Genomic DNA, 22,464 nt, shown 5'->3' with positions numbered 1-22,464 from the left:
GCTCCTTGGATAGAGGTCGAAATAGGGGTTAGGACTCGGCAGGGAAGATGGACTTCTTCTGCTTCTCGATGTCGCGAAGGATCGAGTCGATCGAGTCGGGGTTCTTCAGGAAGTTCTGCAGCGACGGGCTGATGACCGTCGAGGCAAAATCGGGGCGCGTATCGCGGTCGAGGAACTGGGAAATCGCGCTCGCGTTGGTGATGAGCTCGACGGCTTTCTTCTGGAGCTTCGAGTAGTTGCTTTGATCCTGGTCCGTGCGCGGTGAGATCACGGAAGGATCGGCATCGAGCTTGTACTGGATGGCGTCGGCCGTCGCGAGGTACGTGAGGAGTTCCTTCGCCTTCTTTTCGTTGTGGGGCTTCGCTGCCATCATCCAGCCGTCGATCGGGGCTTCGACGACATCCGCGCCGATCGACGGATCGAACTCGGGGAAGGTGAAGAAGTCGAGGTCTTCTGGGTCGTCGCTCTCTGCCCACTGCTGGTCGATGAACATGCCCATCGTGTACATCGCCGTTTCTTCCTTGAGCATGGACTGCGCGGCTTCCTGCCACGTGCGCCCAAGCGGGTCGGCCTGCTGGTAGGGGAGGAGTTCGCGCCAGGCCGCGAAAATGTTCTTGACTTCGGGGCTTTCCCACGATTCCTTGCCCGCCATGAGCGACACGTGAAAGTCATAGCCGTTGACGCGCAGGTCGAGCATGTCGAACGTGCCCATGGCTTCCCAGCCGTCCTTGTCACTGAACGCGATAGGGGTGAGCCCCGCGGCCTTGATGTCCTCGTTGAGGGCGAGCCACTCATCAAACGTGGCGGGCTCGCTCCAGCCGTGCTTCTCGAACACGCTCGGCTTGTAGAACACGGCCCACGGGTAGTAGTTCCACGGGATGAACACGAGGCGGCCGTCATCGGCGGAGGAGGCGACCTTCATCGACTCAGGCATGCCGTCGATGTTTTCCCACACGTCGCTCAGGTCGCTTACGAGGCCCCGCTCGGCGAAGAAGCGTGCGCGGTAGCCCGCGAACCACGTGAACACGTCGTCGGGGTTGCCCTGGAGATAGTTGTTGATGCTCTCTTTGAACGTTTCGTGATCGACCGTATTGATCTCGACCTTGCCGCCCTTCCACGAGCTCAGCATGTCCAGCACGGCCTTTTTTGGGATCGCATCGCTCTGGTGGGATCCGACGGTGACCGTGTTCGGGTCGGTGTTCGCGCCGCAGCCTGCGAGCAGAGCGAGCGCACTCACGCCGGCTCCCGCGCCAAGAACGGCGCGACGGCTCGCGGTGGCCTCGCGGATCGCGCGGACCGACGCGGGGATCTCGTGGATCCAACTGTCGTTCATCAGGTTCTCCTTTGAATCTTGTGTTCGTGGAAGTTTTAGGTCGTTTCGCGCACCACGAGGGACGTAGGAAGCGTGAGCGACTGGATGGTGCGGTGGTCCCCGAGCGCATTGAGCAGGCGTGCTCCGCTCGCACCGACGTCGAAGATGGGTTGCGCGATAGTGGTGAGCGCGGGGGTCGTTTCGGCAGCGAACGCGTGGTCGTCGAAGCCCACGACCTTGACGTCGTGGGGAATGCTTCGGCCAGCCTCGCGGAGGACGGCGAGGGCGCCGAGCGCCTGACGGTCGGAGCCGCACAGAATTCCGTCGAGGGTGGGGTGCTTCGCGAGGAGCTCACGCGTGGCTAGGGCGCCTCCGCCGGTTGAGTAGGGCGCGTGAATGACCTCGAGCGGGGTAGTGCCGAGTGCTGAGAGCTGGCCCTCGACGCGATCGTGGGCGCCCTGCGCCGTGTCGGGGCCGGCGATGATTGCGATGCGACGGGCGCCGCGCTCAACCAGGTGGCGCGCACCGAGCTCGCCGCCCTGGCGGTCATCGATCGTTACGGTCCACGTGTTCTCTCGCCCCTCAACGAGGGGGCCGAGAACGATCGTGGGAATCGCGGTGCTCATTGCTTCGAGCAGCGGATCGTCGATGTGGGGCGAGAGCACGAGCGCGCCGTCGACCCGGTTCGGGGCAAGCTGACGCAGTGTGCGTTCGCGCTCCTCGTCGGTGGTGGCGAAGAGTAGGTTGAGGGCAATGTCGGTGCCCACGAGTGCGGAGTTGATGCCCTGGAGCATCCGCCCGAAGGTGGGGTCCTCGAACAACTCGCCGTAGGGCTCGGTGAGGATCGCCGCGTAGACGTTGCTTTTGCCCGAGGCGAGGGAGCGTGCGTGGGCGTTGGCGCGGTAGCCGGTTTCGGCGATCGCTTTTTCAACCTTGGCGCGGGCTTCGGGGGAGGAGATCTGTCCGTTGAGTACGCGTGAGACGGTGCTGCGGGAGACGCCCGCGGCGCGAGCGACATCGTTGATCGTGGCCACGTGTGTCCTCCTCCTCGCTGAGTTTCGCGCCCCCATGCGTTGCGGAGTTTTGCGCGCCTCGCGACTTCGTAGCCGCGTGACGCACACCCGTTGGGAGCGCTCCCAGTCACTGTAACGTGTGCCACCAGAAGGATGTCAAATTGCACCACTCAGCGGGCTAGACAGCGCGTTTTACGCGCTTGCGGTGTAAGCGGGGGTGATGGTCACGCTTCCGGGAAGTGGACCACCGTTTGGACCTGTAGCTGCTGGCCTTCGAGTTGCTTCCTCCGCTCGTACTCCTTTGCCTGGCCATCGAGCGCGAGGGCGATGATCACGATGATGCCAATAACCGCGAGGATTGACCCCACGATGCCGCCGACGCGCTGGAGAAAGTACGTCGTCTCGCTCGGCTCGTTCGCCTCCCGGTCCCGGTAGCGCCACGAGTAAAAGGTGCGCCACAGATGCTGCGGCGAAATCGCGTACCACAGCGCGAAAACGAGGCACAGCGCAAGTACGATCACTGCCAAGAACATCATGATTGAGCTCCCATCTGCTTGTATCCCTCACCGTTCGTGACCGCGTTCGTGACCATCGCCCACACGACTGCGAGCGGGATACCCACCACGCCCATGAGCGCCGCGACGATTCCCACGATCCGCATCCGCATAAAGACGGCGCTGCTCGGTTCAGCACCGCGTCGGTGCCAATAGACCCGGCCGTTGAGTGCTCGCCACAGGCCGCGTGGTGCAATCGCCGCCCACAGGCACACGAGAATGTAGGCGGCGAAGAAAATGAACGCGAGGACCATGGACGGCAGCGACACGAGACCCACCCCTACCCCGTGGCCTGAAGGTAATAGCCAAACATGGCGATCGCCCCCATGACGATGATGGCGCCGCCCACCCTCATGATTGCCAGGCCTGCCGGGCTGGGCTCGTTCGCCTCGCGATCCTTATAGGCCCACGCCATGGTGATCTCCCACGTTTGGAAGGGGAAAACAGCCATCGCTGCGCCGTAGAGGATGAACAGGACAAACACGAGCGAAACGAACGGCATGAGGGATCCTGACTACTGCGGGCGTGATCTACAGCTCACCCTAAAACGCCCCGCTGAGAGCAAGTCACGCGCCCCTCATCCAGTCGTCGGTTCGGCTCGCTAGGATGGGCGAGAATGCCGCGTGGGCAAGCGTCGGAACCCCCGAGCTTACGCTGGCAGGGATGGGGCGGCCGGCTAAGCCGGCCTGGAGTCCGACGCCTGCTGAGAACCATCGTTGCGAAAGGATGAGCGTGAACACCGACCACATCAAGCACAGCGTGCAGGCCATCAACTGGAACCGCATCCAAGATCCCAAAGACCAGGAAGTGTGGGATCGCCTCACAGGCAACTTCTGGCTTCCCGAAAAGGTGCCGCTCTCGAACGACATCCAGAGCTGGTCGAAGCTGAACGAGCAGGAGCAGGAACTCGTGATGCGCGTGTTCACCGGGCTCACGCTGCTCGATACGGTGCAGGGAACCGTCGGCGCTATTTCGTTGATCCCCGACGCTGTGACCCCCCACGAAGAAGCCGTGTACACCAACATCGCGTTCATGGAATCCGTGCACGCAAAGAGCTACTCGCAGATCTTCTCGACGCTCTCCAACACCAAGCAGATCGACGAGGCCTTCCGCTGGAGCGAGCACAACGAGGCCCTCCAGAAGAAGGCGAAGATCGTTCTCGAGTACTACACCGGCGACGACCCCGAAAAGCGCAAGGTCGCCTCGACCCTCCTCGAGAGCTTCCTGTTCTACTCGGGCTTCTACCTGCCGATGTACTACTCGAGCCGCGGCGAACTCACGAACACCGCCGACATCATTCGCCTCATCATTCGCGACGAGGCTGTTCACGGCTACTACATCGGCTACAAGTACCAGCAGGCCGTTCAGAAGCAGTCGCCCGAGCGCCAGGCGGAGCTCAAGGACTACACGATGAGCCTGCTCATGGACCTCTACGACAACGAAGAGGAATACACCGAAGACCTCTACGACCCGGTCGGCTGGACCGAGGACGTCAAGATGTTCCTTCGCTACAACGCCAACAAGGCCCTCATGAACCTTGGCTACGAGGCGCTGTTCCCGCAGGAGGCGACCGAGGTGAACCCCGCCATCCTCGCCTCGCTCTCCCCGAACGCTGACGAGAACCACGACTTCTTCTCCGGCTCCGGTTCGAGCTACGTCATGGGCAAGGCCGTCGAGACTGAGGACGACGACTGGGACTTCTGATTCGAATAGTTCTTCGCGACTGTTAAAAGAGTGGGCGGCACGTGTGTGGACGTGCCGCCCACTCTTTGTGAGGCGCCGCCGTGGCGAGAGGCGCAGTTGTGGTGCTCCAGCAAAGGTGTACTGCGTGTTCGGTAAAGAGGTGTGAAATTTCAGATGACGTGCAGTTTTGCGGATGTGTCTCCCAGGTAGGATTGATGATGGTTGACGACTTTTCAACCGCCCGGGCACTGTTCGCTAACCCAGGTTCGCTAACACCGCCCGGGACACTTGTGGACCTGGTTCACTTCAACAGAAAGTAGTCACTCCATGTCTCTTATTTGGGGAATCATTTCGTGGATTATCATCGGCGGCCTCATTGGCCTCCTCGCCCGTGCAGTCATGCCGGGCAAGCAGTCGATGGGTATGGGGATGACCATCATCCTCGGTGTCATCGGCGCCATCGTCGGTGGCCTCATCGGTGGTCTCTTCGGCGACGGTGGCTGGAGCTCGCTCCTTGACAACCCGTGGTCGCTGTGGACGATCCTCCTGTCGGTGATCGGCGCTCTCGTGGTCATGTTCATTTACGGACTGCTCACGAAGTCCGACAACTGATCGTGACGAATCAATAGAGACGCGCCTCGAGCGCAAGTGCCCGCCCCACAACAAGGGGGCGGGCACTTTTTATAGTCGTCGCGGCCCCGGCTCCCCGTTGCACCGGCCTTCCCGTCGCACCGGCCTCCCCGTCGCGGATTATGAAGAAACTGGGCTTGGGGCGGTGTGTGGGGCTTTGGGTGCGGCAGTTTCTTCATGAAGTGGGTCGACCAAGGAGGTAGCCGAAGAGCACATCGTGCGCGGTTTCGCCACGACGGGCATGGGCGGCCAGTAGACTGGGGTGACGGTGAGGCGCTGGGGCCGCCCGGCGCCTCGACTCGAGCATCAACGAGGAGCACCATGAGTCACGAAACGATGTCCCAGCAGTCAACGGCCGCCGATGTTTCGGCGGATCGCCGCCTCGATCCGCGGCTTGCCGCGAAAGCGCGCGAGCTTGCCGCGCAGGGCACGGTGCTTCTTCGCAATGATGGCGTGCTGCCGCTTGCGCCCGAGAGCCGCGTTGCGCTCTTTGGTCGCACGGCGAAGGACTGGCTGGCCGTCGGCTATGGCTCGGGTGGCGACGTGAACCCGCCGTACATCTCGAACCTCACGGATGCGCTTCGCGAATCGGGCGCGGTGAAGGTCGATGAGGAGCTCGCCGCGGCCTATGATCGTTTCAGTGAGGAGCAGCCCGCGGATCCGGGCACGGTGTGGGGCAAGTGGCCCACGCACTACCCGGAGTTCGAGCTCGAGGATGAGCAGATCAGCGCGGCGGCTGGGCGCAACGATGTGGCCATTGTGGTAATCGGCCGAGCGGCGGGGGAGGACCGCGATGCGGAGCTCGCGCCCGGCTCGTACTTCCTCACCGAGCAGGAAGAATCCCTGATCGCGCGGGTCAGTGCCGCGTTTGCGCGCACGGTCGTCGTAGTCGATGCGGGCAACGTCATGGATCTTTCGTGGGCGGAGCGCCACAGTATTTCCGCGCTTGTGATCGCGTGGGCGGGCGGCATGGAATCGGGGCATGCGCTCACGGATGTCCTGACCGGCGTCACGGAGCCCGGCGGCCGCCTCACCGCCTCGATCGCGCGCCGCTACGAAGACGCCCCGAGCGCGCAGAACTTCGGCGATCCGGATGTCACGAACTACGCGGAGGATGTGTTCGTGGGCTACCGCTACTACGAAACTTTCGCGCCGGGCGCCGCGCAGTTCCACTTCGGCGAGGGTCTCGGCTACACGTCGTTCTCGCTCGGCCTCGGGAATTTTGGGTCCGACGCCACCCGCGCCCACCTCGATGTCACGGCGAAGAACACGGGCGAGCGCGGAGGCAGCACGGTTGTGCAGGCCTACCTCGAAACCCCTGATGGGAAGCTTTCCCAGCCCTCGCGCCGCCTCGCGGCCTTCGCCCGCACCGGCAGTGTTGCCGCTGGCCAGAGCGCCACGGTGAGCCTTGACGTTGATCTTCGCGACTTCGCCTCCTACGACGATTCGGGCGCAACGGGCCACAGGAGCGCCTACGTGGTCGAGCCCGGCACGTATCGCCTGCACGTGGGCCAAAACGTGAAGGACACCGAGCTTGCCGGCGAGATCGAGATCGAGAACCTGATCGTTGTGCAGCAGCTCGAAGAAGCCTCCTCGATCCAGAAGGGCTGCGGGTTTGACCGCATGATTCTCACTCGGGGCGATGATGGCGAGGCGACCGTCGGATACGAACCCGCCCCCGAGGAGCAGCGTGACCTTGCCCGCCGCATCCTTGAGCGGTTGCCCAAGGAACTGCCGGCGCCCGCCGAAGGCGCCGCCGCGCCCTCGTTTGAGGAGGTGCGCTCCGGGAAGGTGAGCCTTGAGGAATTCGTGGCAACCGTCGGAACTGAGGATCTCACTGCCCTCGCCTACGGTGACACGACCATGGACAGCCCCCTTGGCGTGCGCGGCAATGCCGGTGCACTTGGCGGCGTGACCGAGTCCCTGCGCGAGCGGGGTGTGGCGCCCGCGATCACGACCGATGGCCCCTCTGGCCTGCGTGTTTCCGCGTTTGCGTCGCTTCTGCCGTGCGGCACCGCGCTCGCCTCCACGTGGAACCCCGAGGGGGTGCGCGAGCTTGCCGAGCTTCACGCCGAGGAGATGCTCGCCAAGGGCTCCGACATCCTGCTCAGCCCCGGCATGAATATTCAGCGCGATCCGCTGTGTGGCCGAAACTTCGAGTATTTCTCCGAGGATCCGCTGCTCACGGGCCTCATGGGCGCGGCGATCGTGAACGGCGTGCAGTCCAAGGGTGTCGCGGCGTGCCCGAAGCATTACGCGGCCAATAATCAGGAGCACAACCGCATCTTCTCCGATTCGCGCGTCAGCGAGCGCGCACTACGCGAGATTTACCTGCGCGGCTTCCAGATCATGGTGAAGGAATCGCAGCCGCAGACCATCATGACCTCGTACAACAAGATCAACGGGGTGTGGGGCCACTACAGCTACGACCTCGTGACCACGATTTTGCGCGGAGAGTTCGGCTTCGACGGCCTCGTGATGACCGACTGGTGGATGCGCATGGTGGAGGATCCGAACTTCCCGGCCCTTCGCGACAGCGCCTACCGCGTGCGCGGTGGCATCGACGTTCTCATGCCCGGCAGCAAGGAGCACGGCGGCGATACGTGCGATACGGGCGTGAAGGATTCGCTTGGTTCCGACGGCGGCCTCACCCTTGGCGAGCTTCAGCGCACGGCGCTGCACGTGCTTCGGTTTGTGCTCGAGGCCAACCCGCAGGGGCATGCGACGAGTGCCGAAAAGGGCCGCCGCAACCTCATGTAGGCGGCGGCTTCCGGCGGGGGCGCTAGCGCGCTCGTTGCTGTTGCGGCACAAATAGCAGTGCATCCCAAAGTGGGATTCGCGGTGGTAGGGTGCAGGCATGACGGTGCAAATTTCCTTGCGTCTTCCAGACGACCTCGTGGAGTTCCTTGACCGGAGTGTGTCCACAGGAGCCGCCGGTAGCCGAGCTGACCTCGTGAGCGTCGCGCTCGAACGAGAGAAGAGGCGGCAAGCGGCTCTTGTGGACGCTGCAATCGTGAATGCGGAAGGCCCGCAGGATGATCTCGACTCCCTCGTGGAGTGGACCGCGCACCACGCCTCATTCGAGGACTGACGTGCGTGAAATCTGCCTTGCGAAGCTCGACAAGACCCGACCGGTTCTTGTGCTGACGCGAGAGGCCGCTCGAAGTGCGATGACCAAGGTGACGGTCGCGCCCATCACCTCGACGGTCAAAGGGCTCTCGAGCGAAGTTGAGCTAGGGGAGCGTAACGGCCTCGACCACCGCTCTGCCGCCTCTCTCGACAACACGGTCACGATCCCTTCGTCGCTCCTCGGTCGAACGATTGGCTTCCTTCAGCACGATCAGGAGCGTGCGCTAGCGATGGCCGCGATCATGGCTTTCGACCTCGACGCGAGGCCGCTCGAGAGCTAAGCAGAGGCGCCGGCGGCACACTCCTTGCGTCACTCTCGATGAAAAATCCAGGGCTGCGGCCCCCTCCCAGGGGCTGCACGCTCTGGTTTTTTCATAAACTCGCACGGTATCGGCCCAGATCCCGCACGTAGGCTGAGGGGGTGAGTCCATGCGGGGCTCGCGCGAGATGAGGAGACTTCATGCCTGATATTGCCCTGCCCGCTGAACTCGTCGGCGAGCACTTTCGGATCACGCCGGTCACGCCGCGCGTGGTGCGCCTCGAGTATTCGCCGAGCGGCGCTTTTGAGGATCGCCCGTCGACCTTCGCGATCAATCGCAACGTGGTGCTGGATCCTTCCGAGTACTCGATTGGCGAGTACCAGGGCCGCCTCACGGTCGAGACGGAGAACTTTTACCTCGAATACGATCGCGGCCCGTTCACGGCGAACGGCCTCAAGGTTGAGGTCAAGGGCGGGGTTTCGGCGTATCACTCGGTGTGGCGGTACGGGCAGGATCTGTCGCTTCCGGCCGATCGTCAGCTTGCGCTGAACGGGGAGACGCAGCGCGCGCTCGACGGGAACCTCGGCGGCGCGGCCCGTACGCTCGATGTTGCCGACGGCAAGATTCCGCTTGAGCCGGGCGTGAACTCGGCGGTGGGGTATGCGGTGATCGACGATTCGAGCTCGATGGTGTTTGATGCCGACGGTCGCCTGCGCGCCCGCGCTGCCGAAGAAGACAGCATCGATCTTTTCGTGTTCGCGGCGGGTCGCGACCATGTTGCTGCGGTGAGGGATTATTTCGCGATTAGTGGCCCTCAGCCGATCGTGCCGAAGTTTGCTCTTGGCAATTGGTGGTCGCGCTACCACCGCTATAGCGAGGAGAGCTACCTCGAGCTCATGGATGCGTTCCGCGCGGAGGATATTCCGTTCTCGGTGTCGGTGATCGACATGGATTGGCACCTCACCGACGTGGACCTGAAGTACGGTTCGGGTTGGACGGGGTACACGTGGAATCGTGACCTTTTCCCTGATCCGGAGCGTTTCCTCGAGGAGCTGCACAAGCGTGGCCTTCGCGTGACCCTCAACATTCACCCGGCCGATGGCGTGCGCGCCTTCGAGGATGCGTATGAGGCGATGTGCGAGGCGCTCGGCAAGCCCGCCGATGGCACCGCCATCCCGTTCGACGTGAATAACGACGAGTTCATGGACGCCTATTTCGATGTGCTGCACAAGCGCCTCGAGGATGAAGGCACGGATTTTTGGTGGATCGACTGGCAGTCGGGCCCGTATTCGAGCATCGAGGGCGTGGACCCGCTGTGGGTGCTCAATCACGAGCATTTCACGCGCAGTGAGCGCTCGATCGAGCGCCCGCTCACGTTCTCACGGTTCGCGGGCCCCGGCTCGCACCGTTACCCCGTGGGTTTCTCGGGCGATGCGATCGTGACGTGGGAGTCGCTCGCGTTCCAGCCTGGTTTCACGGCGGCCGCGGCGAACATCGGTTACGGCTGGTGGAGCCACGACATCGGCGGGCACATGGAGGGCTTTCGCGATAACGAGCTCGCGACCCGCTGGGTGCAGTTCGGCGTGTTCTCGCCGATCAACCGCCTGCATTCGTCGAATTCTCCGTTCGCCGTGAAGGAGCCATGGAACTTCCCGGCCCCGCACGGCGAGATTCAGGCGGCGCATTTGCGCCTCCGTCACCGTCTTGTGCCGTACCTGCACTCGATGAATTACCGCGCGCATCATGAGGGCCGCTCGATCGTCGAGCCCGTGTATTTCGAGGCGCCGCAATACCCCGCGTATCGCAACGACCAGGGGTACCTGTTCGGCTCCGAACTTCTCGTCGCGCCGATTACGCGCCCCGCCGCGAAGGACGTGGGCCGCGGCAGCGTCGAGCCGATCCTCCCCGGCGGCATGTGGTTCGATCTGTTCACCGAGCAGCGTTACGGCAGCCCCGATTCGGGAGCGTTCACGCAAGAGATGTTCCGCCCGCTCGGCTCGATTCCCGTGCTCGTGCGCGCCGGCGGCATCCTCCCGCTCACGCCGGCGAACGCCGTCCCCGAGAAAATCGAGGACAATCCCGAGGTTCTCGAGTTGATCGTCGCCGCGGGTGGCGATGGGGAATTCACGCTCCACGAAGAGTGGAAGGCGGGCGACGATCTCGTATGGAGTCACGTGCGCGTGGCCGTGCAAGCGTCGGACAACACCCTCACCCTCACCATCCCCGCCGACACCCCCGAGGTGGCGCGCGAGGCGCTCGAGCGGCGCGAGTGGCGTATTCGCTTGCTCGGGCACGACTCGGCCGAGTTCGGGGATCTGAAGGCGAGCGGTTCCGACGCTACCTTCGCCCCCGGCGCCGAGAAATTCGCCGATGAGCTGCGCGTTCATAAGCTCAGCCCGGCTGATCGGCCCGCGCCGCATGCCTCGACGATCACCGTCACCGGCCTCAAGGTTGGCGAGGAAGCAACGCTCACGAGCGCCGGATTCGGCACCGTTCTCGACGACACCGAGAAGGGCCGCGAGGTTCGCTACGCGCGCCTGCGTTCCCTCGTGAACGACGCCGAGATTGGCTTCACGCTCAAGCAGGCGATTGCCGGTGTTGCCGCGAAGCGCCCCGATTCGCTCATGCGTGAGATCTCGGCGTTCGGCAAGGCGCCGTCGGGCCACCTGCCGAAGACGTTCGACTACGAGCAGGCGAGCCCCGAGCTCATCGCGGCCGTCGCGGAGATCTGGGGCTAAACCGCACCCGGTTGCCCTTCAGCAAGCACATCGAGCCCTCCCTTTCGCGCCGCCACGAGGTGGCGCGGGGGAGGGCTCCTACGCGCGTGCCAAGGTTGAGACATGGGTTAAAGCTAGAGTCGCATTGCTTGTCTCCAGCATGCCCCCGGGGTATCGTTGAGGCAACATGACCGGTTCCGCTGCCCACCTCGGTGGGAGTCCAGGGCCGGTCTTTGTTTACGGGGGATCGGGGGATGCATGGCCCATGCGAAGCAATTTAAGACCTATGCGGAGCAGGTCGATTTGCTCCGCAAGCGAGGCCTGCAGATCGACGACCGGGCCTGGGCCGAAAGCTTCCTGCAGCGATTCAACTATTACCGCTTGTCGGGGTACTGGTACCCACTACTGAAGTTCAATCCGAAAAATGGAGTAGCTACTGAGAAATTTATTGACGGTGCATCATTGGAACTCGTCGCTGCTCTGTACGAATTCGATGAGAGGCTTCGATACGGGATCTTCCGCGAGTTGGATCGGGTGGAAATGGCCGTTCGTGCCATGCTCGGCTATGAGCTCGGCAGAATTGACCCGCTCATCCACCTCGTCCCCGAACAGTTAGGTCCGCAGGCTCGGCAACGTCGGCGAGACCGTAAGAGTAGGTATGAAGTGTGGCGGGAGAAGTATGACTCCGCGTTGCGCGGATCAAAAGAGGATTTCGTAGGCCACCATCGGCGAAAGTATCAGGGCGAGATGCCAATTTGGGCGGCCGTGGAGATCATGGACTGGGGGATGATTTCCCACCTCTATGGAATGTCTCCGGGCCTTGCCCGGAACCGGGTGGCTGAACGTTGTGATCTGAGCGCGCCTCAGCTCGAGTCGTGGCTCAAATCGCTCAATGTCTTGCGGAACTTAGCGGCGCACCATGCTCGAATGTTTAATCGGGTGTACGACATCAAACCTAAGTTGAAAAAAGATGTTCGACTGACTCCACTCGCGGGCACGATGAATAGAGTTTTCGGACAGCTCTCCCTGATCCAGTACTTGCATCGCCAACTCGGTTTGTCGCAAGCCGAGCGTTTGCCGTCTCTGATGGCTACTTATCCCGTGAATGCTTTGGTTCCTCTTAGCCGTACTGGCGCCCCTGCACAGTGGGAGGAGCTAGCACTGTGGGCGAGGTAGGCCTTCCAGTATTCGCCGAGTAGTTGAACTAATTCAGAGTTGCCCGCCGAGTTGGTTCTGCCGGTGCAGCTCAAGCAACTGGGGGAGGACAACCGCGGGGTTGTTGTCGGGGCCAACGAGGCGGGAGCCTTCGGGGGTGAGCTTCGCGCTGAACCTCACGCTCGACGTGCCCCATCTGTAGTACACGGGGACCTTGACGCTCTCGCCGCGCGCTGTGTGCGCGACGAGGGTACGAAGACGTTTGCCGATGAGCTGGCCCGGCTCCAAAGAGTTGATCTCGCTCCAGGGGAGGAACTGTCCCGTGCCCGGTAACGAGCGCATGAGAATGCCTTCTCGCGTGGCCCACACCCCCTGCGTGGTGAAAAGCAGAAAACCGAACGTGAGAAACAGGATGAGGCCGCTAAAGACGACCGCTTGCACGGCGCGCTCTGCACCAGAAGTGTCGTGGGGGAAGAGGTTGGTCATCACGAGTGCGACCGCGATGAGCACGGCGAAAAACGCGCACGTTCCGCCGTAGATCCAGCGGTAGATAGCGCCGGGGCCGGACGAGAGGAGAACATCGCCGCGCTCTTTGGCAGGTGGGATGGGCCAGCGTGATGCCATGGGCGCGCTCCTTGGTGGCGGGAGGATATGACTCAAGTATGGCAGACGGCCGGTGCGGCGTGACGCTGTTTTAGGGGAATCGGTGCGCGCGCCGGGCTATGCCCCGAGCCGCCCCTGGCGATGCAGGTCAAGCAACCTAGGCAGCACCACGGCGGGGTTTACGTCGGGGCCCACGTAGCGGGCACCTTCGGGCGTGAGTTTCGAGGAGAGAAAATCTCGTTGCCCGTCTGTTCTGTAGAAAATGGGCACCATGTGGCTCGTGCCATCGACCATGCGTGCAGTCAGGGATCGCAACTCCACTCCATCGTGCATGCCGGGTTCGAAAGCGGCGATCGCAGCCCACGGGAGGAACTTCGTTCGACCCGGAATGTAGCGCACGAGCACACCGCGCTGCGTAGCCCACACTCCAAAGCGCCTGCACCACACGAACCCCGCGAAAAATAAGAAGCCAAGGCCCGCCAGAAGGATCGTCCCGATGACGAGCTCCGCTTGCGTGGCTTTCCCCGGATCGAGAACGAGAAACGTGGCAAACCCCCCAAAGAGAACCGCGGAAATCGCGGAGGGAAAGCTGTAAATGCAATGGAAAACTCTGCTCGGACCACTCGCAAGCAAAACCTCGCCGCGCTCTTTCTTGGGTGGGATCGGCCAGCGTGATGCCATGGGCGAGCTCCTTTGTAACAGGTGTGTCGAGGGCCAGTATGCCCGAACACAAGGGGCACCCTGCCCCGACATGACCTGCGGATCGGTGGCTACCCCTTGATGGCGCCTGTCAATACGCCCTTCGTGAAGAATTTCTGAGCGAACGGATAGACCACCAGAATCGGCAGTGTTGCAACCACGACGATCGCCATCTGGACTGTCTGCGCCGGCGGCACAGGGCGGTCAGGAGCCTGCAGATCCGTGAGGGCATTCGACTGGACTACGTACTGATTGAGAACCAATTGGATGGGCCATTTGGTCGTGTCGTTGATGTAAAGCAACGCGTTGAAGAAGGAGTTCCAGTAGCCAACCGCATAAAAGAGGCCGACGACAGCGAGAACCGCCTTCGACAGGGGAAGAACGATCGAGAAGAAGATTCTGAATTCGCTTGCTCCATCGATGCGTGCTGACTCGAAGAGTTCCTGCGGCAACTCCATGAAGAAGTTTCGCATCACGATCATGTTGAACGCGTTGATGAGGCCAGGCAGGATCAGAGCCCAAAGACTGTCAAGAAGGTTGAGGTTTTTGATGAGGAGATAATTCGGGATGATGCCAGCCCCGAAAAACATGGTGCATAGAACCAAAACGAGAACGGTTTTGGAGAACGGCACCTGCTTCGTGCGAGTGAGCCCGTAGGCAAGCATCGCTGTGAAGAACAGCGAGAGAACAGTTCCGACAAGAGTCACGCCAGCGGTGATAAGGAGGGAACGTGTGACCACTCCGCCCGCAAAGATCGACTCATACGCTGCGAGGGAGAACGATGTGGGAAAAAGTTGCCCGGACCCCACTGAACGTCGGTCCGCGAACGAGAACGCGATCACGTAAATGAACGGGTAGAGCATCACTACCACGATCGCGGCGATAAGAACTCCTTTGAGCACCTGGATTCCCTTGCCAGGAGTGGCCATCCACGGCGGACGCCCGGTATGGGTCTTTTTTCCGGTGGGTTCGAGACTTTCGGTGAGGATTTCGGGCGTCGTTTCGACAGTCATTAGAAGATCCCTCCTGTGCCGAGGCGCTTCGCTACGCGGTTTGAGGCGACGACGAGCACTGTGGCAATGATTCCTTTAAGTAGGCCAGCAGCGGCCGATAGACCCCAGTCGCCACCAGCGATACCGCGGAAGTACACGAAGGTGTCGAGCACCTGTGCGGCATCGGAGCCAACGGCTGGCTGCTGAAGAAGAAGTTGCTCGAAACCGACGGTGAGCACATTGCCCACAGTGAGAATCAGGAGCAGCGAGATTACAGGGACGAGTCCGGGAAGCGTCACGTGCCACATGCGGCGCCATGCACCGGCCCCATCGGTAGCGGCAGATTCGTAAAGCTCTGTAGGGATGGCGGTGATGGCCGCGAAGAAGATGATCGTGCCCCAACCGACGTCCTTCCAGATCACCTGAGACACCACGAGCATTTTGAACGTGTCTGGATTCGTCATGACGTTCACACCGTGCATGCCAAAGAGCTCGAAGAGCTGAGCGACCGGCCCGGCCCCGCCAAGAATCTTCTGCCAAATGGCGATCACGATAACCCATGAAATGAAGTGGGGGAGGTACACGATCGTCTGCAGGGTCTTCTTGAGTTTGTCACTCATGAGTGAGTTCAGGAAGAGTGCGAGAAGCAGAGGCGCTGGAAAGGCGAAAAGAATTTGCAATCCCGAGATGATGAGCGTGTTGACGAGAGCCTTGATGACTTCGGTGTCGGAGAAGAGGTTGATGAAGTTGTCGAACGCAACCCAATCAGAGCCGAAGATCCCGCGGAAAGGGGAGAAATCCTGGAAAGCCACGACGTTGCCGAGCATGGGCAGGTAAGCGAATACGAGGAAGAAGATGAGCCCAGGCACGATGAACACGTACATCTGCCATTCGCGTCGCATGCGGTACCACAGGCCACCCTTGGAGCGGTGAGAAGTAGCTGGTGAGGGTGGGGAAGGTGCCGCTGGCGTTTCCGGAGTGGGGCCGCTGACGGTTGACTCGTTCACTTGTTCTGACATTTTTGGCTTCCTTGTCGAAGAGAGAGTCGTGAAAAGTGCTAGGAATGAATGCCCGGGAGTGACTCAAGGACATCAGGGTTGATGGTGCATCGCTCGAGGGGAAGGTTGTCGACAAACTGCCATAAGGCCGCCGACGCTTTCTCTCGATCTATCGCCAGGGTCGGGTTTTGTGCAGCGGCTTCGAGTAGGTCCCAGTGCTGTGGTTTTGTGATGGTCGCTGGTGAATTGGTGCGCGCAAGCTTTTTCCACGTCCAGAAGGTCCATGGAATGCTGTGCGACTCGAAGAGCGCGAAGGCTTTTCCATACCACTCATTAGTGTTTTCGCCGCTTTCGCCCATCCATAGTGGGAGGCCTGTATTTCGGCGCAAGGAAAGGTAAGGCTGGATGCTTGACGTGTCGGGAGTCGACCAATACTTGTGAAAGTGCAGCACTGAATTCTCGTCAATATCGAGTTCGAGACCTTCGAATTTCGTAGACCAGTGCCAGCCTTCGAACGAGAGTAGGTGCCACGGATCAACTCCTCGAATCGCGTGTGCTGCTTCTCGGTGGAAGCGATTGAGTTCAGGGATCAGCGCGCGATTGTCCTCGGTGTCTGGCAGCGGTTCGTTGAGGATGTCGTAGGCCGCAACCCAAGGTTCATCTACGTAGCGTTCTGCGAGTTCACCCCACAAGCGAACCCCGGCCTCGAAGTTGCTGGCGTCTGTAAAGAGTTCGGGGGCGCGGTTCGGAGAATCGTCGATATTGGCGCCGGTCTGCCCGCCGGGGGCGCCGTGAAGGTCGAGCACTACCGTGAGACCGGAAGATTTACACCAGTCGATAAGGGTGTCGATTCGGCGGGCACCCTCAGCACTAAGGTGCCCCTGACTCATAATGGTGCGCGAGTTGAGAGGAAGACGCACGTGATCGAAGCCAGCCCGTGCGATGGTCTCGATGTCGCGTTCCGTGATGAACCGGTCGAGATATTTCTGCCAGAATTCTTCAGAGTCAACCCCGAGAATATTGGCGACGAGCTTTTCCATGCGCAAGGGCGAATTGACTTCTCCCTCGAATTCCCACATGTATCCCTCTGGCAGAAGCCAGCCGCCTAGGCCCATCCCTCGACGAAACTCGGGAAGATCTCGACCTGAAACAATCTGGTCATTTTCTCTTTTAATATAGTTAGAGTTTTGCATATTTTCATCTTCGAATCGAGCAAACTGCTATGGTTTTGTTATGCCTAATAAAACTGAGGTAAGCAGCCAGGTGGCGACAACACGAGCCGAGAGAACGGCGCGGCGACGTAGACAAATTCTCGAAGCTGCGTCGATTGTTATTCAGCAGTACGGGTACTCGCGCGCGAGCCTTGCCGACATTGCCAGCTTAGTAGGTATCTCTGCACCGAGCCTTCTGCATCACTTCAATTCGAAAGACGAACTTCTCGTAGCGCTTCTAGATTACCGTGATGATGTCTCTCGGAGTGCTACGTCCACGTCATTCGAAGAGGCGGGTGAATCGCGGCTTGCCCATCTAGTCGAAACCTCGGAAGCAAATAGCGAGAATCTGGTACTTACTCAGCTCTATTCAGTTTTATTGGGTGAATCATTGACGGAGGATCATCCAGCAAAAGATTTTTTCATATCTCGATTTAAAGGTTTGCGACCCAAGGTCGCTGAAGGTGTTGCCGAGGCGATCGGTGACCCTTCTGTCCCGGAGCAAGATATCGAAGAGGTGGCCGCTGGGATTATCGCGGTCATGGACGGGCTTCAATATCAATTTTTGTTAGATAATTCTTCGGTTGATATGGCGGCTGTTACTGAGCGAGTTATTCGGGCCCTGCTGGCCGATCTCAGGGCCCGAACAACTTCTATTAGCGATTAGTCCGCTTATGCATTTGTCTTTTCGTAGGCTTCCGTGTATTCATCGCATAGTTTCTGCCCGCCCGCTTTGAGCCAGGCGTCCCGGTAAGCCTTCATGTCGCTGAGTGGCTTGCGGCCGGTGATGAAGCCATTGCGGTAATCGGTGTTCAAGGTGTCTAGCTTGGCGTTCAGTGTTGCCGCGCTTGGAGCAATCGTTCCGGCTACCGGGTTCGGCACGGTGAACTTGATGAGCTGTTCGAGGCTGGTCTTGAAATTGTCAGCCAAGAAGATCAGGCGCTCAGGGATCTGGAAGGTGGGTGAAGCGAATGCGCCGAGCCACTGCAAGGCCAAGCGATCCGAGTCTGCCTGTTCATTATTGAGTGGAACGATCTCGTTGTTCGGGCCAAACTCGAAGTTCACGCCTTCATTGCCGGTTGTAATGAAGAGGTTTTCCTCGGAGCCGTAAGGTGCTCGCCAGTAGTTGAGGATGTTCAGGAGCTCTTCGAGCCGCTTTTCATCCTTAGCTGCCTCAGAGGAAATCGCCACGATGCCCCAGTAGCCGTCGTCTCTCTGAATAACAAGGTCGCCCCCGTCGAATGCGGGAGGAACGAAGAATTCAAGCTCGGCGCCCTCGGTAGCATCCATGACCTGGCCAATGATGGGGTTTCCAAAGAACCCGGAGAAGGAGTCGATCGAGAGGGCGATTTGGCCGGGCGTGAAGAGGTCGGGGAGATTGCCGCCGATTCCATCGGGGTGGATAACCCCTGCCTTCCACAGCTTATTCTCGTATTCCATGACCTGTTCGAAGACATCCGTCATGAGGACGTTCGTGATCTTGCCCGAATCGTCGAGCTGCCATGTCGTACCTGCGCGGAACATCCACTCGAACATGGCCTGCGCTTTGCCGTCGATGCCTGCCATGCCCCAGATTTGCTTGCCATGTGCTTGCTTGAGGTTCGCGATATCGGTCATGACTTGGAGCCACTCGTCGGTGTTTGCACCCATGTTCTCGTGACCGGCGAGCTTGAGGAGGTCCTTGCGGATGATCGGGAAGTTGGTGAGGAAGGGGTTTTCGTTTGGGACGCCGTAGATGTGTCCGTTCTTTGACGAGACCTTCCAAGCGTTGGTGGCGACGTTGGCGAGGTTGGGCCACTTCTTGATGTTGTCGCCGGCGAGAACCTCGGAGAGGTCGGCGAAGGCGCCGTCTGCGAGTGCTCGCTGGCCGATCGCGTCCGTGTCTTGGACGAACGTGAGGTCGGGGATCTTGCCAGATGCGATCGTGGTCGAAAGCTTGTCGTTGTAGCCGTCGGATGCGACCAGGGTGGGGGTGAACTTAACGTTTAGCCGCTCTTCGAGGCTCTTCCAGTAGTCGTTCTTTTCACGTGGTCGTGGGGGTGCTGCCCAGAGAACTTGGAAGGTTGTGACTTCGCCGCCGCTTCCGGGTGCTTTGTCAACGGACTTGAAGTATTCCTTGAGGGGGCTCGTGAAGATCGTGGGCATGCCTTCGACATCAGAGGCAATGCCACCTTCGGGGAGCTTGGGCTCGACGTAGGTGGGGAGCTTGAGCTCTTGTTCTTTGAAGCCGCCCGAGCCTCCGCCGGACTTTCCGGAGCCGCCGCATGAGGCGAGACCGGTGAGGGCGATGGCTGCGGCGCCGAGGCCGAGTGTGGTCCGGCGGGTTGGCCTAAAGGAATGGATGTTGTGTTCAGTCACGGCTCTCTCCCTTGAGTGTGAGCATCCAGTTCGTCTAACGGTCGTTAGGCGTTGGCGTCATACTACATGGTTTTTGAAGCCTCGGGGGTCTCCTTTGGTCCGCCTCATGCCACAATGGTTTCGCCCCCTTCGCACCCCTCGAGGAAGGACCCCCGTGAGCGCGACCCCGATTGACGCCACGCCTAATGTGAGCGGCGTTGCCGCGATGACTCCGCCGGGTTCGCTCGTGCGTGTGCGCGATGAGACGTGGCTCGTGACGTCGGTTGAGGAGACGTCGGACGGCGCGCTTTTCACGGTGCGCGGCGTGAGCGACTTCGTGGAGGGTATCGAGGCGCAGTTTTACGAGAGTCTCGACCGGATTGTCCCGGTGAATCCGCGTGCGGCGACGCTTGTGGGTGACGCGTCGCCGCACTATCGAAAGACTCGCCTGTGGCTCGAGTCGACTTTGCGGAAAACGCCCGTACCGATCGCGCATCCCGGCCTTACGGTGGCTCCGCGGATGCTCGCGGATGATCTCCCGTATCAGCGCGAGGCTGTCGAGGCGGCGCTCGACCCGGAGCGGCTGAGGCCGCGACTTCTGATCGCGGATGCGGTGGGTCTCGGGAAGACTCTCGAGATCGGCATGATTTTGACTGAGCTTATGCGCCGTGGCCGCGGTCGCCGCGTGCTGATCGTGTGCCCGAAACACGTGCTCGAACAGATGCAGCACGAAATGTGGGTGCGGTTCGCGCTGCCATTTGTGCGTCTTGATTCGCAAGGTGTGCAGGCGGTGAAGCAGAAGCTTCCGGCAACGAGTAATCCTTTTTCGTATTTCGAGAAGGTCATCATTTCGATCGATACGCTCAAGCAGGAGCGTTTCGTTCACGATCTTCGCTCGCACACGTGGGATGCGGTGGTCATTGACGAGTCGCATAACGTCACGAATCAGAGCACGCAGAACAATCAGCTCGCGCGCATTCTCGCGCCGAACACGGATGCGTTGATCCTTGCCTCGGCAACGCCGCACAACGGCAAGAATGAGTCGTTTGCGCAGCTCATGAGCCTTTTGGAGCCAACGAGCGTGAGCCCACAGGGTGAGGTGGAAAAGGACACGGCGCAAAAGCTCATGATTCGCCGCCACCGGTATTCGGATTCGGTGAAGGATGTGGTGGGGGAGCGTTGGCAGCCGCGCAAGGACCCGGTGCTCACCCTCGCGGAGCCGTCAGAAGCAGAGCGCGAGGTGGCGCTCGAGATTGCCCGCACGTGGACCCACCCGGGTGCGGCATGGGAGGAAGGCGAGAGGTCCGACGCTTCCATAGCGCTCCCTGGATCCTTCAGGGCTCCGTCGGCAACGGGCCGAAAGAACGCACTGTTCCCGTGGGTTCTCATGGAGGCATTCCTTTCTTCGCCGAGCGCGCTCGCGGAAAGCGTGAGCACACGCCTTGCGAAAATCGAGGGGATCGATTCGCAGCCCGCGAAGGAGGAGCGCGAGGCGCTCACGCGGTTGAAGAATCTTAATGATCGCTGCCTCGCGGGCAATCCGCTGCGATCGTCGGGGAAGTTCCAGAGGCTTATTAAGCTGCTCAAGGAGAAGGGCGTGGGCCCTGGCAGCGACGAGCGGATCGTCATTTTTGCCGAGCGCGTGAAAACCCTCGAGTGGCTCAAGGAATCGATCGAGAAGGCGCTGAAGTTTCCAAAGGCCGCGAAGGGGCAGCCGTTCGGCCCGGTCACGATCATGCATGGCGGCCTGCAGGATTCGACCCAGCAGGCGATTGTGGAGAGCTTCAAGCAAAAGTCCTCGCCGATTCGCGTGCTTGTGACGGGCGATGTGGCTTCGGAGGGTGTGAATCTCCACAGCCAGTGTCACGAGCTTGTGCACTACGACATTCCGTGGTCGCTTATTCGCCTCGAGCAGCGTAACGGCCGCATTGATCGCTACGGGCAGCGAGTCGCCCCGCAGATCACGGCGCTCCTTTTGGACCTCACGGGCGTCCCGGGTTCGGATGGCGACGTGCGAGTCCTCGAGCGCTTGCTCGAGCGCGAGAATGAGGCCCATACGCTCCTCGGCGATGCCGCGAGCCTCATGGATAAGTACAGCGTGAGCGAGGAAAAGAACTCGGTGGTGGAGGCTCTGCGCGGCACGAAGGACATCGACGAGGTGCTTCCCGAACCCGCGCAAGCGGTAACGATGGTCGAGAATCCTTTCTTGAGCCTCATCCTCGCGGGCAATGGCGCCGGCGAGCACGAGGAAGCTCGGGGCCACCGCGCCGAGCGCGAGGCGGTATTCGATACGGGCCTGTTCGATTCGGAGGAGGATTTCGTTCGCACGGGCCTCGCGGAGGTGTTCGGCGGCAACGAGCAGCGTGATCCATCGGCGGGCGGCGTGGGCCTCACGTATGATTCGCGCGAATCGCTGCTCGAGTTCACACCGCCGAGCGATTTGGTGCGCCGCCTCGAGTTTTTGCCGCAGAGCTACGTGCGCGAGCGGGGCATCACCCACCGGATTGCGCTGACCTCGGATGCGAACGTCGCCAATGGTTCGCTCGCGCGAGCGCGCGAAGGGGCCGACGGCACCCTGTGGCCCGCCGTGCACTACCTCAGCCCGTTGCACCCCGTTGTGGAATGGGTTGCGGATCGGGCGCTCGCGCGCCACGATCAGGGCACGATCCCGGTGATCAAGGCGAGCGTGGGCGCACCGTGGGTGTTCGTGCAGGCGCTACTCACGGCGGAGAACGGGCAAACGGTGCACACGGAGCTGCTCGCCGTTGCCATGGATGGCGAGACACCGCGCGTGATGCGGGAAGTGGACCCCGCGGAATTGTTCGACGAGATTGGGCTCTGCCCCGATATTCCCGGCACCGAGGTGCGCGAACCCGAACAGTACGCGGGGCTTCTCGCGGCCGCACTCACGGAGGCGGAGCGTGAGGTGCGCGAGAACATCATGCCGGCGATCACACGTGCCGCCCGCGACCGCGCGGAGAAGCAGCGCAGGCGCCTGATGACGTGGGACGACAACGCGAAGCTTCACCCGAAACAAACCCAGCTGTTTCGGCATACGAGCTCGGCGGTGCGGAGTGCGAAGAGCAGCGTCGATGAGCTCGTGCCGAAGCGCGAGTTCGTGAGGCCCTTGCTCGTCGCGGTTCCGCGCGCGTAGGCACATCTAGAACCGCA

The 22,464-nt window shown here is 61.2% G+C and carries 20 protein-coding genes; 9 read left to right on the top strand and 11 right to left on the bottom strand.

Annotation, left to right across the window (positions count from 1 at the left end; genetic code table 11):
• Nucleotides 1-28 precede the first annotated feature (28 nt).
• The 5 genes from NBW56_RS04310 to NBW56_RS04290 form a co-directional block, all read right to left on the bottom strand.
• Nucleotides 29-1,333 carry an ABC transporter substrate-binding protein gene (locus tag NBW56_RS04310; RefSeq protein ID WP_250258101.1) on the bottom strand — a complete coding sequence of 435 codons (1,305 nt, stop codon included), beginning with the start codon at nucleotides 1,331-1,333 and terminating at the stop codon, nucleotides 29-31.
• Nucleotides 1,334-1,368: 35 nt separating this feature from the next.
• On the bottom strand, nucleotides 1,369-2,346 hold the full coding sequence (locus NBW56_RS04305; protein ID WP_250258100.1) for a LacI family DNA-binding transcriptional regulator: 978 nt from the start codon (nucleotides 2,344-2,346) through the stop codon (nucleotides 1,369-1,371).
• A gap of 203 nt (nucleotides 2,347-2,549) precedes the next feature.
• Nucleotides 2,550-2,861, bottom strand: a complete 312-nt coding sequence (locus NBW56_RS04300; RefSeq protein ID WP_126847200.1) for a DUF6199 family natural product biosynthesis protein — start codon at nucleotides 2,859-2,861, stop codon at nucleotides 2,550-2,552.
• Complete coding sequence (locus NBW56_RS04295; protein ID WP_126847202.1) at nucleotides 2,858-3,148, bottom strand: DUF6199 family natural product biosynthesis protein; 291 nt, start codon at nucleotides 3,146-3,148, stop codon at nucleotides 2,858-2,860. Before NBW56_RS04295 ends, NBW56_RS04300 begins: the two co-directional genes overlap by 4 nt.
• A gap of 11 nt (nucleotides 3,149-3,159) precedes the next feature.
• Entirely contained in the window at nucleotides 3,160-3,381 is a 222-nt protein-coding gene (locus NBW56_RS04290) for a DUF6199 family natural product biosynthesis protein (RefSeq protein ID WP_126847204.1), read from the bottom strand.
• A gap of 230 nt (nucleotides 3,382-3,611) precedes the next feature.
• Here NBW56_RS04290 and nrdF point away from each other — a divergent pair, with 230 nt between their 5' ends.
• The 7 genes from nrdF (at nucleotide 3,612) to NBW56_RS04255 (ending at nucleotide 12,474) form a co-directional block, all read left to right on the top strand.
• Nucleotides 3,612-4,583, top strand: coding sequence for a class 1b ribonucleoside-diphosphate reductase subunit beta (gene nrdF / locus NBW56_RS04285; RefSeq protein WP_250258099.1), 972 nt, complete (start codon nucleotides 3,612-3,614; stop codon nucleotides 4,581-4,583).
• A gap of 306 nt (nucleotides 4,584-4,889) precedes the next feature.
• The gene (locus NBW56_RS04280) at nucleotides 4,890-5,174 is read left to right on the top strand and encodes a GlsB/YeaQ/YmgE family stress response membrane protein (RefSeq protein ID WP_250258098.1); all 285 of its coding nucleotides are present in this window, start codon (nucleotides 4,890-4,892) and stop codon (nucleotides 5,172-5,174) included.
• Between the two features lie 339 nt (nucleotides 5,175-5,513).
• On the top strand, nucleotides 5,514-7,952 hold the full coding sequence (locus tag NBW56_RS04275) for a glycoside hydrolase family 3 protein (protein ID WP_250258097.1): 2,439 nt from the start codon (nucleotides 5,514-5,516) through the stop codon (nucleotides 7,950-7,952).
• 97 nt (nucleotides 7,953-8,049) lie between these two features.
• On the top strand, nucleotides 8,050-8,283 hold the full coding sequence (locus NBW56_RS04270) for a ribbon-helix-helix domain-containing protein (RefSeq protein ID WP_065248334.1): 234 nt from the start codon (nucleotides 8,050-8,052) through the stop codon (nucleotides 8,281-8,283).
• Between the two features lies 1 nt (nucleotide 8,284).
• On the top strand, nucleotides 8,285-8,602 hold the full coding sequence (locus NBW56_RS04265) for a type II toxin-antitoxin system PemK/MazF family toxin (RefSeq protein ID WP_250258096.1): 318 nt from the start codon (nucleotides 8,285-8,287) through the stop codon (nucleotides 8,600-8,602).
• A gap of 179 nt (nucleotides 8,603-8,781) precedes the next feature.
• Nucleotides 8,782-11,319: a TIM-barrel domain-containing protein gene (locus NBW56_RS04260; protein ID WP_250258095.1), complete on the top strand. Its 2,538-nt coding sequence runs from the start codon at nucleotides 8,782-8,784 to the stop codon at nucleotides 11,317-11,319.
• Between the two features lie 237 nt (nucleotides 11,320-11,556).
• Nucleotides 11,557-12,474, top strand: coding sequence for an Abi family protein (locus tag NBW56_RS04255; RefSeq protein WP_250258094.1), 918 nt, complete (start codon nucleotides 11,557-11,559; stop codon nucleotides 12,472-12,474).
• A gap of 33 nt (nucleotides 12,475-12,507) precedes the next feature.
• Here the strand turns inward: NBW56_RS04255 and NBW56_RS04250 are convergent, their stop codons facing one another.
• The 5 genes from NBW56_RS04250 to NBW56_RS04230 all read right to left on the bottom strand — a co-directional run bounded on the left by NBW56_RS04250 (nucleotide 12,508) and on the right by NBW56_RS04230 (nucleotide 16,938).
• Nucleotides 12,508-13,077 carry a hypothetical protein gene (locus NBW56_RS04250; RefSeq protein WP_250258093.1) on the bottom strand — a complete coding sequence of 190 codons (570 nt, stop codon included), beginning with the start codon at nucleotides 13,075-13,077 and terminating at the stop codon, nucleotides 12,508-12,510.
• Between the two features lie 96 nt (nucleotides 13,078-13,173).
• On the bottom strand, nucleotides 13,174-13,737 hold the full coding sequence (locus NBW56_RS04245; RefSeq protein ID WP_250258092.1) for a hypothetical protein: 564 nt from the start codon (nucleotides 13,735-13,737) through the stop codon (nucleotides 13,174-13,176).
• 89 nt (nucleotides 13,738-13,826) lie between these two features.
• The gene (locus tag NBW56_RS04240) at nucleotides 13,827-14,768 is read right to left on the bottom strand and encodes a carbohydrate ABC transporter permease (protein ID WP_250258091.1); all 942 of its coding nucleotides are present in this window, start codon (nucleotides 14,766-14,768) and stop codon (nucleotides 13,827-13,829) included.
• Complete coding sequence (locus tag NBW56_RS04235) at nucleotides 14,768-15,766, bottom strand: ABC transporter permease (RefSeq protein WP_250258090.1); 999 nt, start codon at nucleotides 15,764-15,766, stop codon at nucleotides 14,768-14,770. Before NBW56_RS04235 ends, NBW56_RS04240 begins: the two co-directional genes overlap by 1 nt.
• A 38-nt stretch (nucleotides 15,767-15,804) precedes the next feature.
• Nucleotides 15,805-16,938, bottom strand: coding sequence for a glycoside hydrolase family 5 protein (locus tag NBW56_RS04230; RefSeq protein WP_250258089.1), 1,134 nt, complete (start codon nucleotides 16,936-16,938; stop codon nucleotides 15,805-15,807).
• 40 nt (nucleotides 16,939-16,978) lie between these two features.
• On the opposite strand from NBW56_RS04230, the gene NBW56_RS04225 reads away from it, so the two are divergent.
• Complete coding sequence (locus NBW56_RS04225; protein ID WP_250258088.1) at nucleotides 16,979-17,623, top strand: TetR/AcrR family transcriptional regulator; 645 nt, start codon at nucleotides 16,979-16,981, stop codon at nucleotides 17,621-17,623.
• A 5-nt stretch (nucleotides 17,624-17,628) separates the two neighbouring features.
• Here the strand turns inward: NBW56_RS04225 and NBW56_RS04220 are convergent, their stop codons facing one another.
• Complete coding sequence (locus NBW56_RS04220) at nucleotides 17,629-19,314, bottom strand: extracellular solute-binding protein (RefSeq protein WP_250258087.1); 1,686 nt, start codon at nucleotides 19,312-19,314, stop codon at nucleotides 17,629-17,631.
• Nucleotides 19,315-19,468: 154 nt separating this feature from the next.
• Between NBW56_RS04220 and NBW56_RS04215 the strand changes: the two genes are divergently transcribed.
• A complete protein-coding gene (locus NBW56_RS04215; protein ID WP_250258086.1) occupies nucleotides 19,469-22,447 on the top strand; it encodes an SNF2-related protein in 2,979 nt (992 codons plus the stop codon).
• Nucleotides 22,448-22,464 lie beyond the last annotated feature (17 nt).

The sequence above is a fragment of the Dermabacter sp. Marseille-Q3180 genome (assembly GCF_940792985.1).
In the GTDB taxonomy this organism is placed as follows: domain Bacteria; phylum Actinomycetota; class Actinomycetes; order Actinomycetales; family Dermabacteraceae; genus Dermabacter; species Dermabacter vaginalis.
Note: the sequence above shows the minus strand (reverse complement) of the source record. Positions and strands in the feature narration are given on the sequence as shown.

Excerpts from the sequence above, each read along its gene's own strand:
- NBW56_RS04310 (WP_250258101.1), bottom strand. The coding sequence starts at position 1,333 with ATGAACGACAGTTGGATCCACGAGATCCCCGCGTCGGTCCGCGCGATC.
- NBW56_RS04300 (WP_126847200.1), bottom strand. The coding sequence starts at position 2,861 with ATGATGTTCTTGGCAGTGATCGTACTTGCGCTGTGCCTCGTTTTCGCG.
- NBW56_RS04290 (WP_126847204.1), bottom strand. The coding sequence starts at position 3,381 with ATGCCGTTCGTTTCGCTCGTGTTTGTCCTGTTCATCCTCTACGGCGCA.
- NBW56_RS04280 (WP_250258098.1), top strand. The coding sequence starts at position 4,890 with ATGTCTCTTATTTGGGGAATCATTTCGTGGATTATCATCGGCGGCCTC.
- NBW56_RS04275 (WP_250258097.1), top strand. The coding sequence starts at position 5,514 with ATGAGTCACGAAACGATGTCCCAGCAGTCAACGGCCGCCGATGTTTCG.
- NBW56_RS04270 (WP_065248334.1), top strand. The coding sequence starts at position 8,050 with ATGACGGTGCAAATTTCCTTGCGTCTTCCAGACGACCTCGTGGAGTTC.
- NBW56_RS04260 (WP_250258095.1), top strand. The coding sequence starts at position 8,782 with ATGCCTGATATTGCCCTGCCCGCTGAACTCGTCGGCGAGCACTTTCGG.
- NBW56_RS04255 (WP_250258094.1), top strand. The coding sequence starts at position 11,557 with ATGGCCCATGCGAAGCAATTTAAGACCTATGCGGAGCAGGTCGATTTG.
- NBW56_RS04250 (WP_250258093.1), bottom strand. The coding sequence starts at position 13,077 with ATGGCATCACGCTGGCCCATCCCACCTGCCAAAGAGCGCGGCGATGTT.
- NBW56_RS04245 (WP_250258092.1), bottom strand. The coding sequence starts at position 13,737 with ATGGCATCACGCTGGCCGATCCCACCCAAGAAAGAGCGCGGCGAGGTT.
- NBW56_RS04240 (WP_250258091.1), bottom strand. The coding sequence starts at position 14,768 with ATGACTGTCGAAACGACGCCCGAAATCCTCACCGAAAGTCTCGAACCC.
- NBW56_RS04235 (WP_250258090.1), bottom strand. The coding sequence starts at position 15,766 with ATGTCAGAACAAGTGAACGAGTCAACCGTCAGCGGCCCCACTCCGGAA.
- NBW56_RS04230 (WP_250258089.1), bottom strand. The coding sequence starts at position 16,938 with ATGCAAAACTCTAACTATATTAAAAGAGAAAATGACCAGATTGTTTCA.
- NBW56_RS04225 (WP_250258088.1), top strand. The coding sequence starts at position 16,979 with ATGCCTAATAAAACTGAGGTAAGCAGCCAGGTGGCGACAACACGAGCC.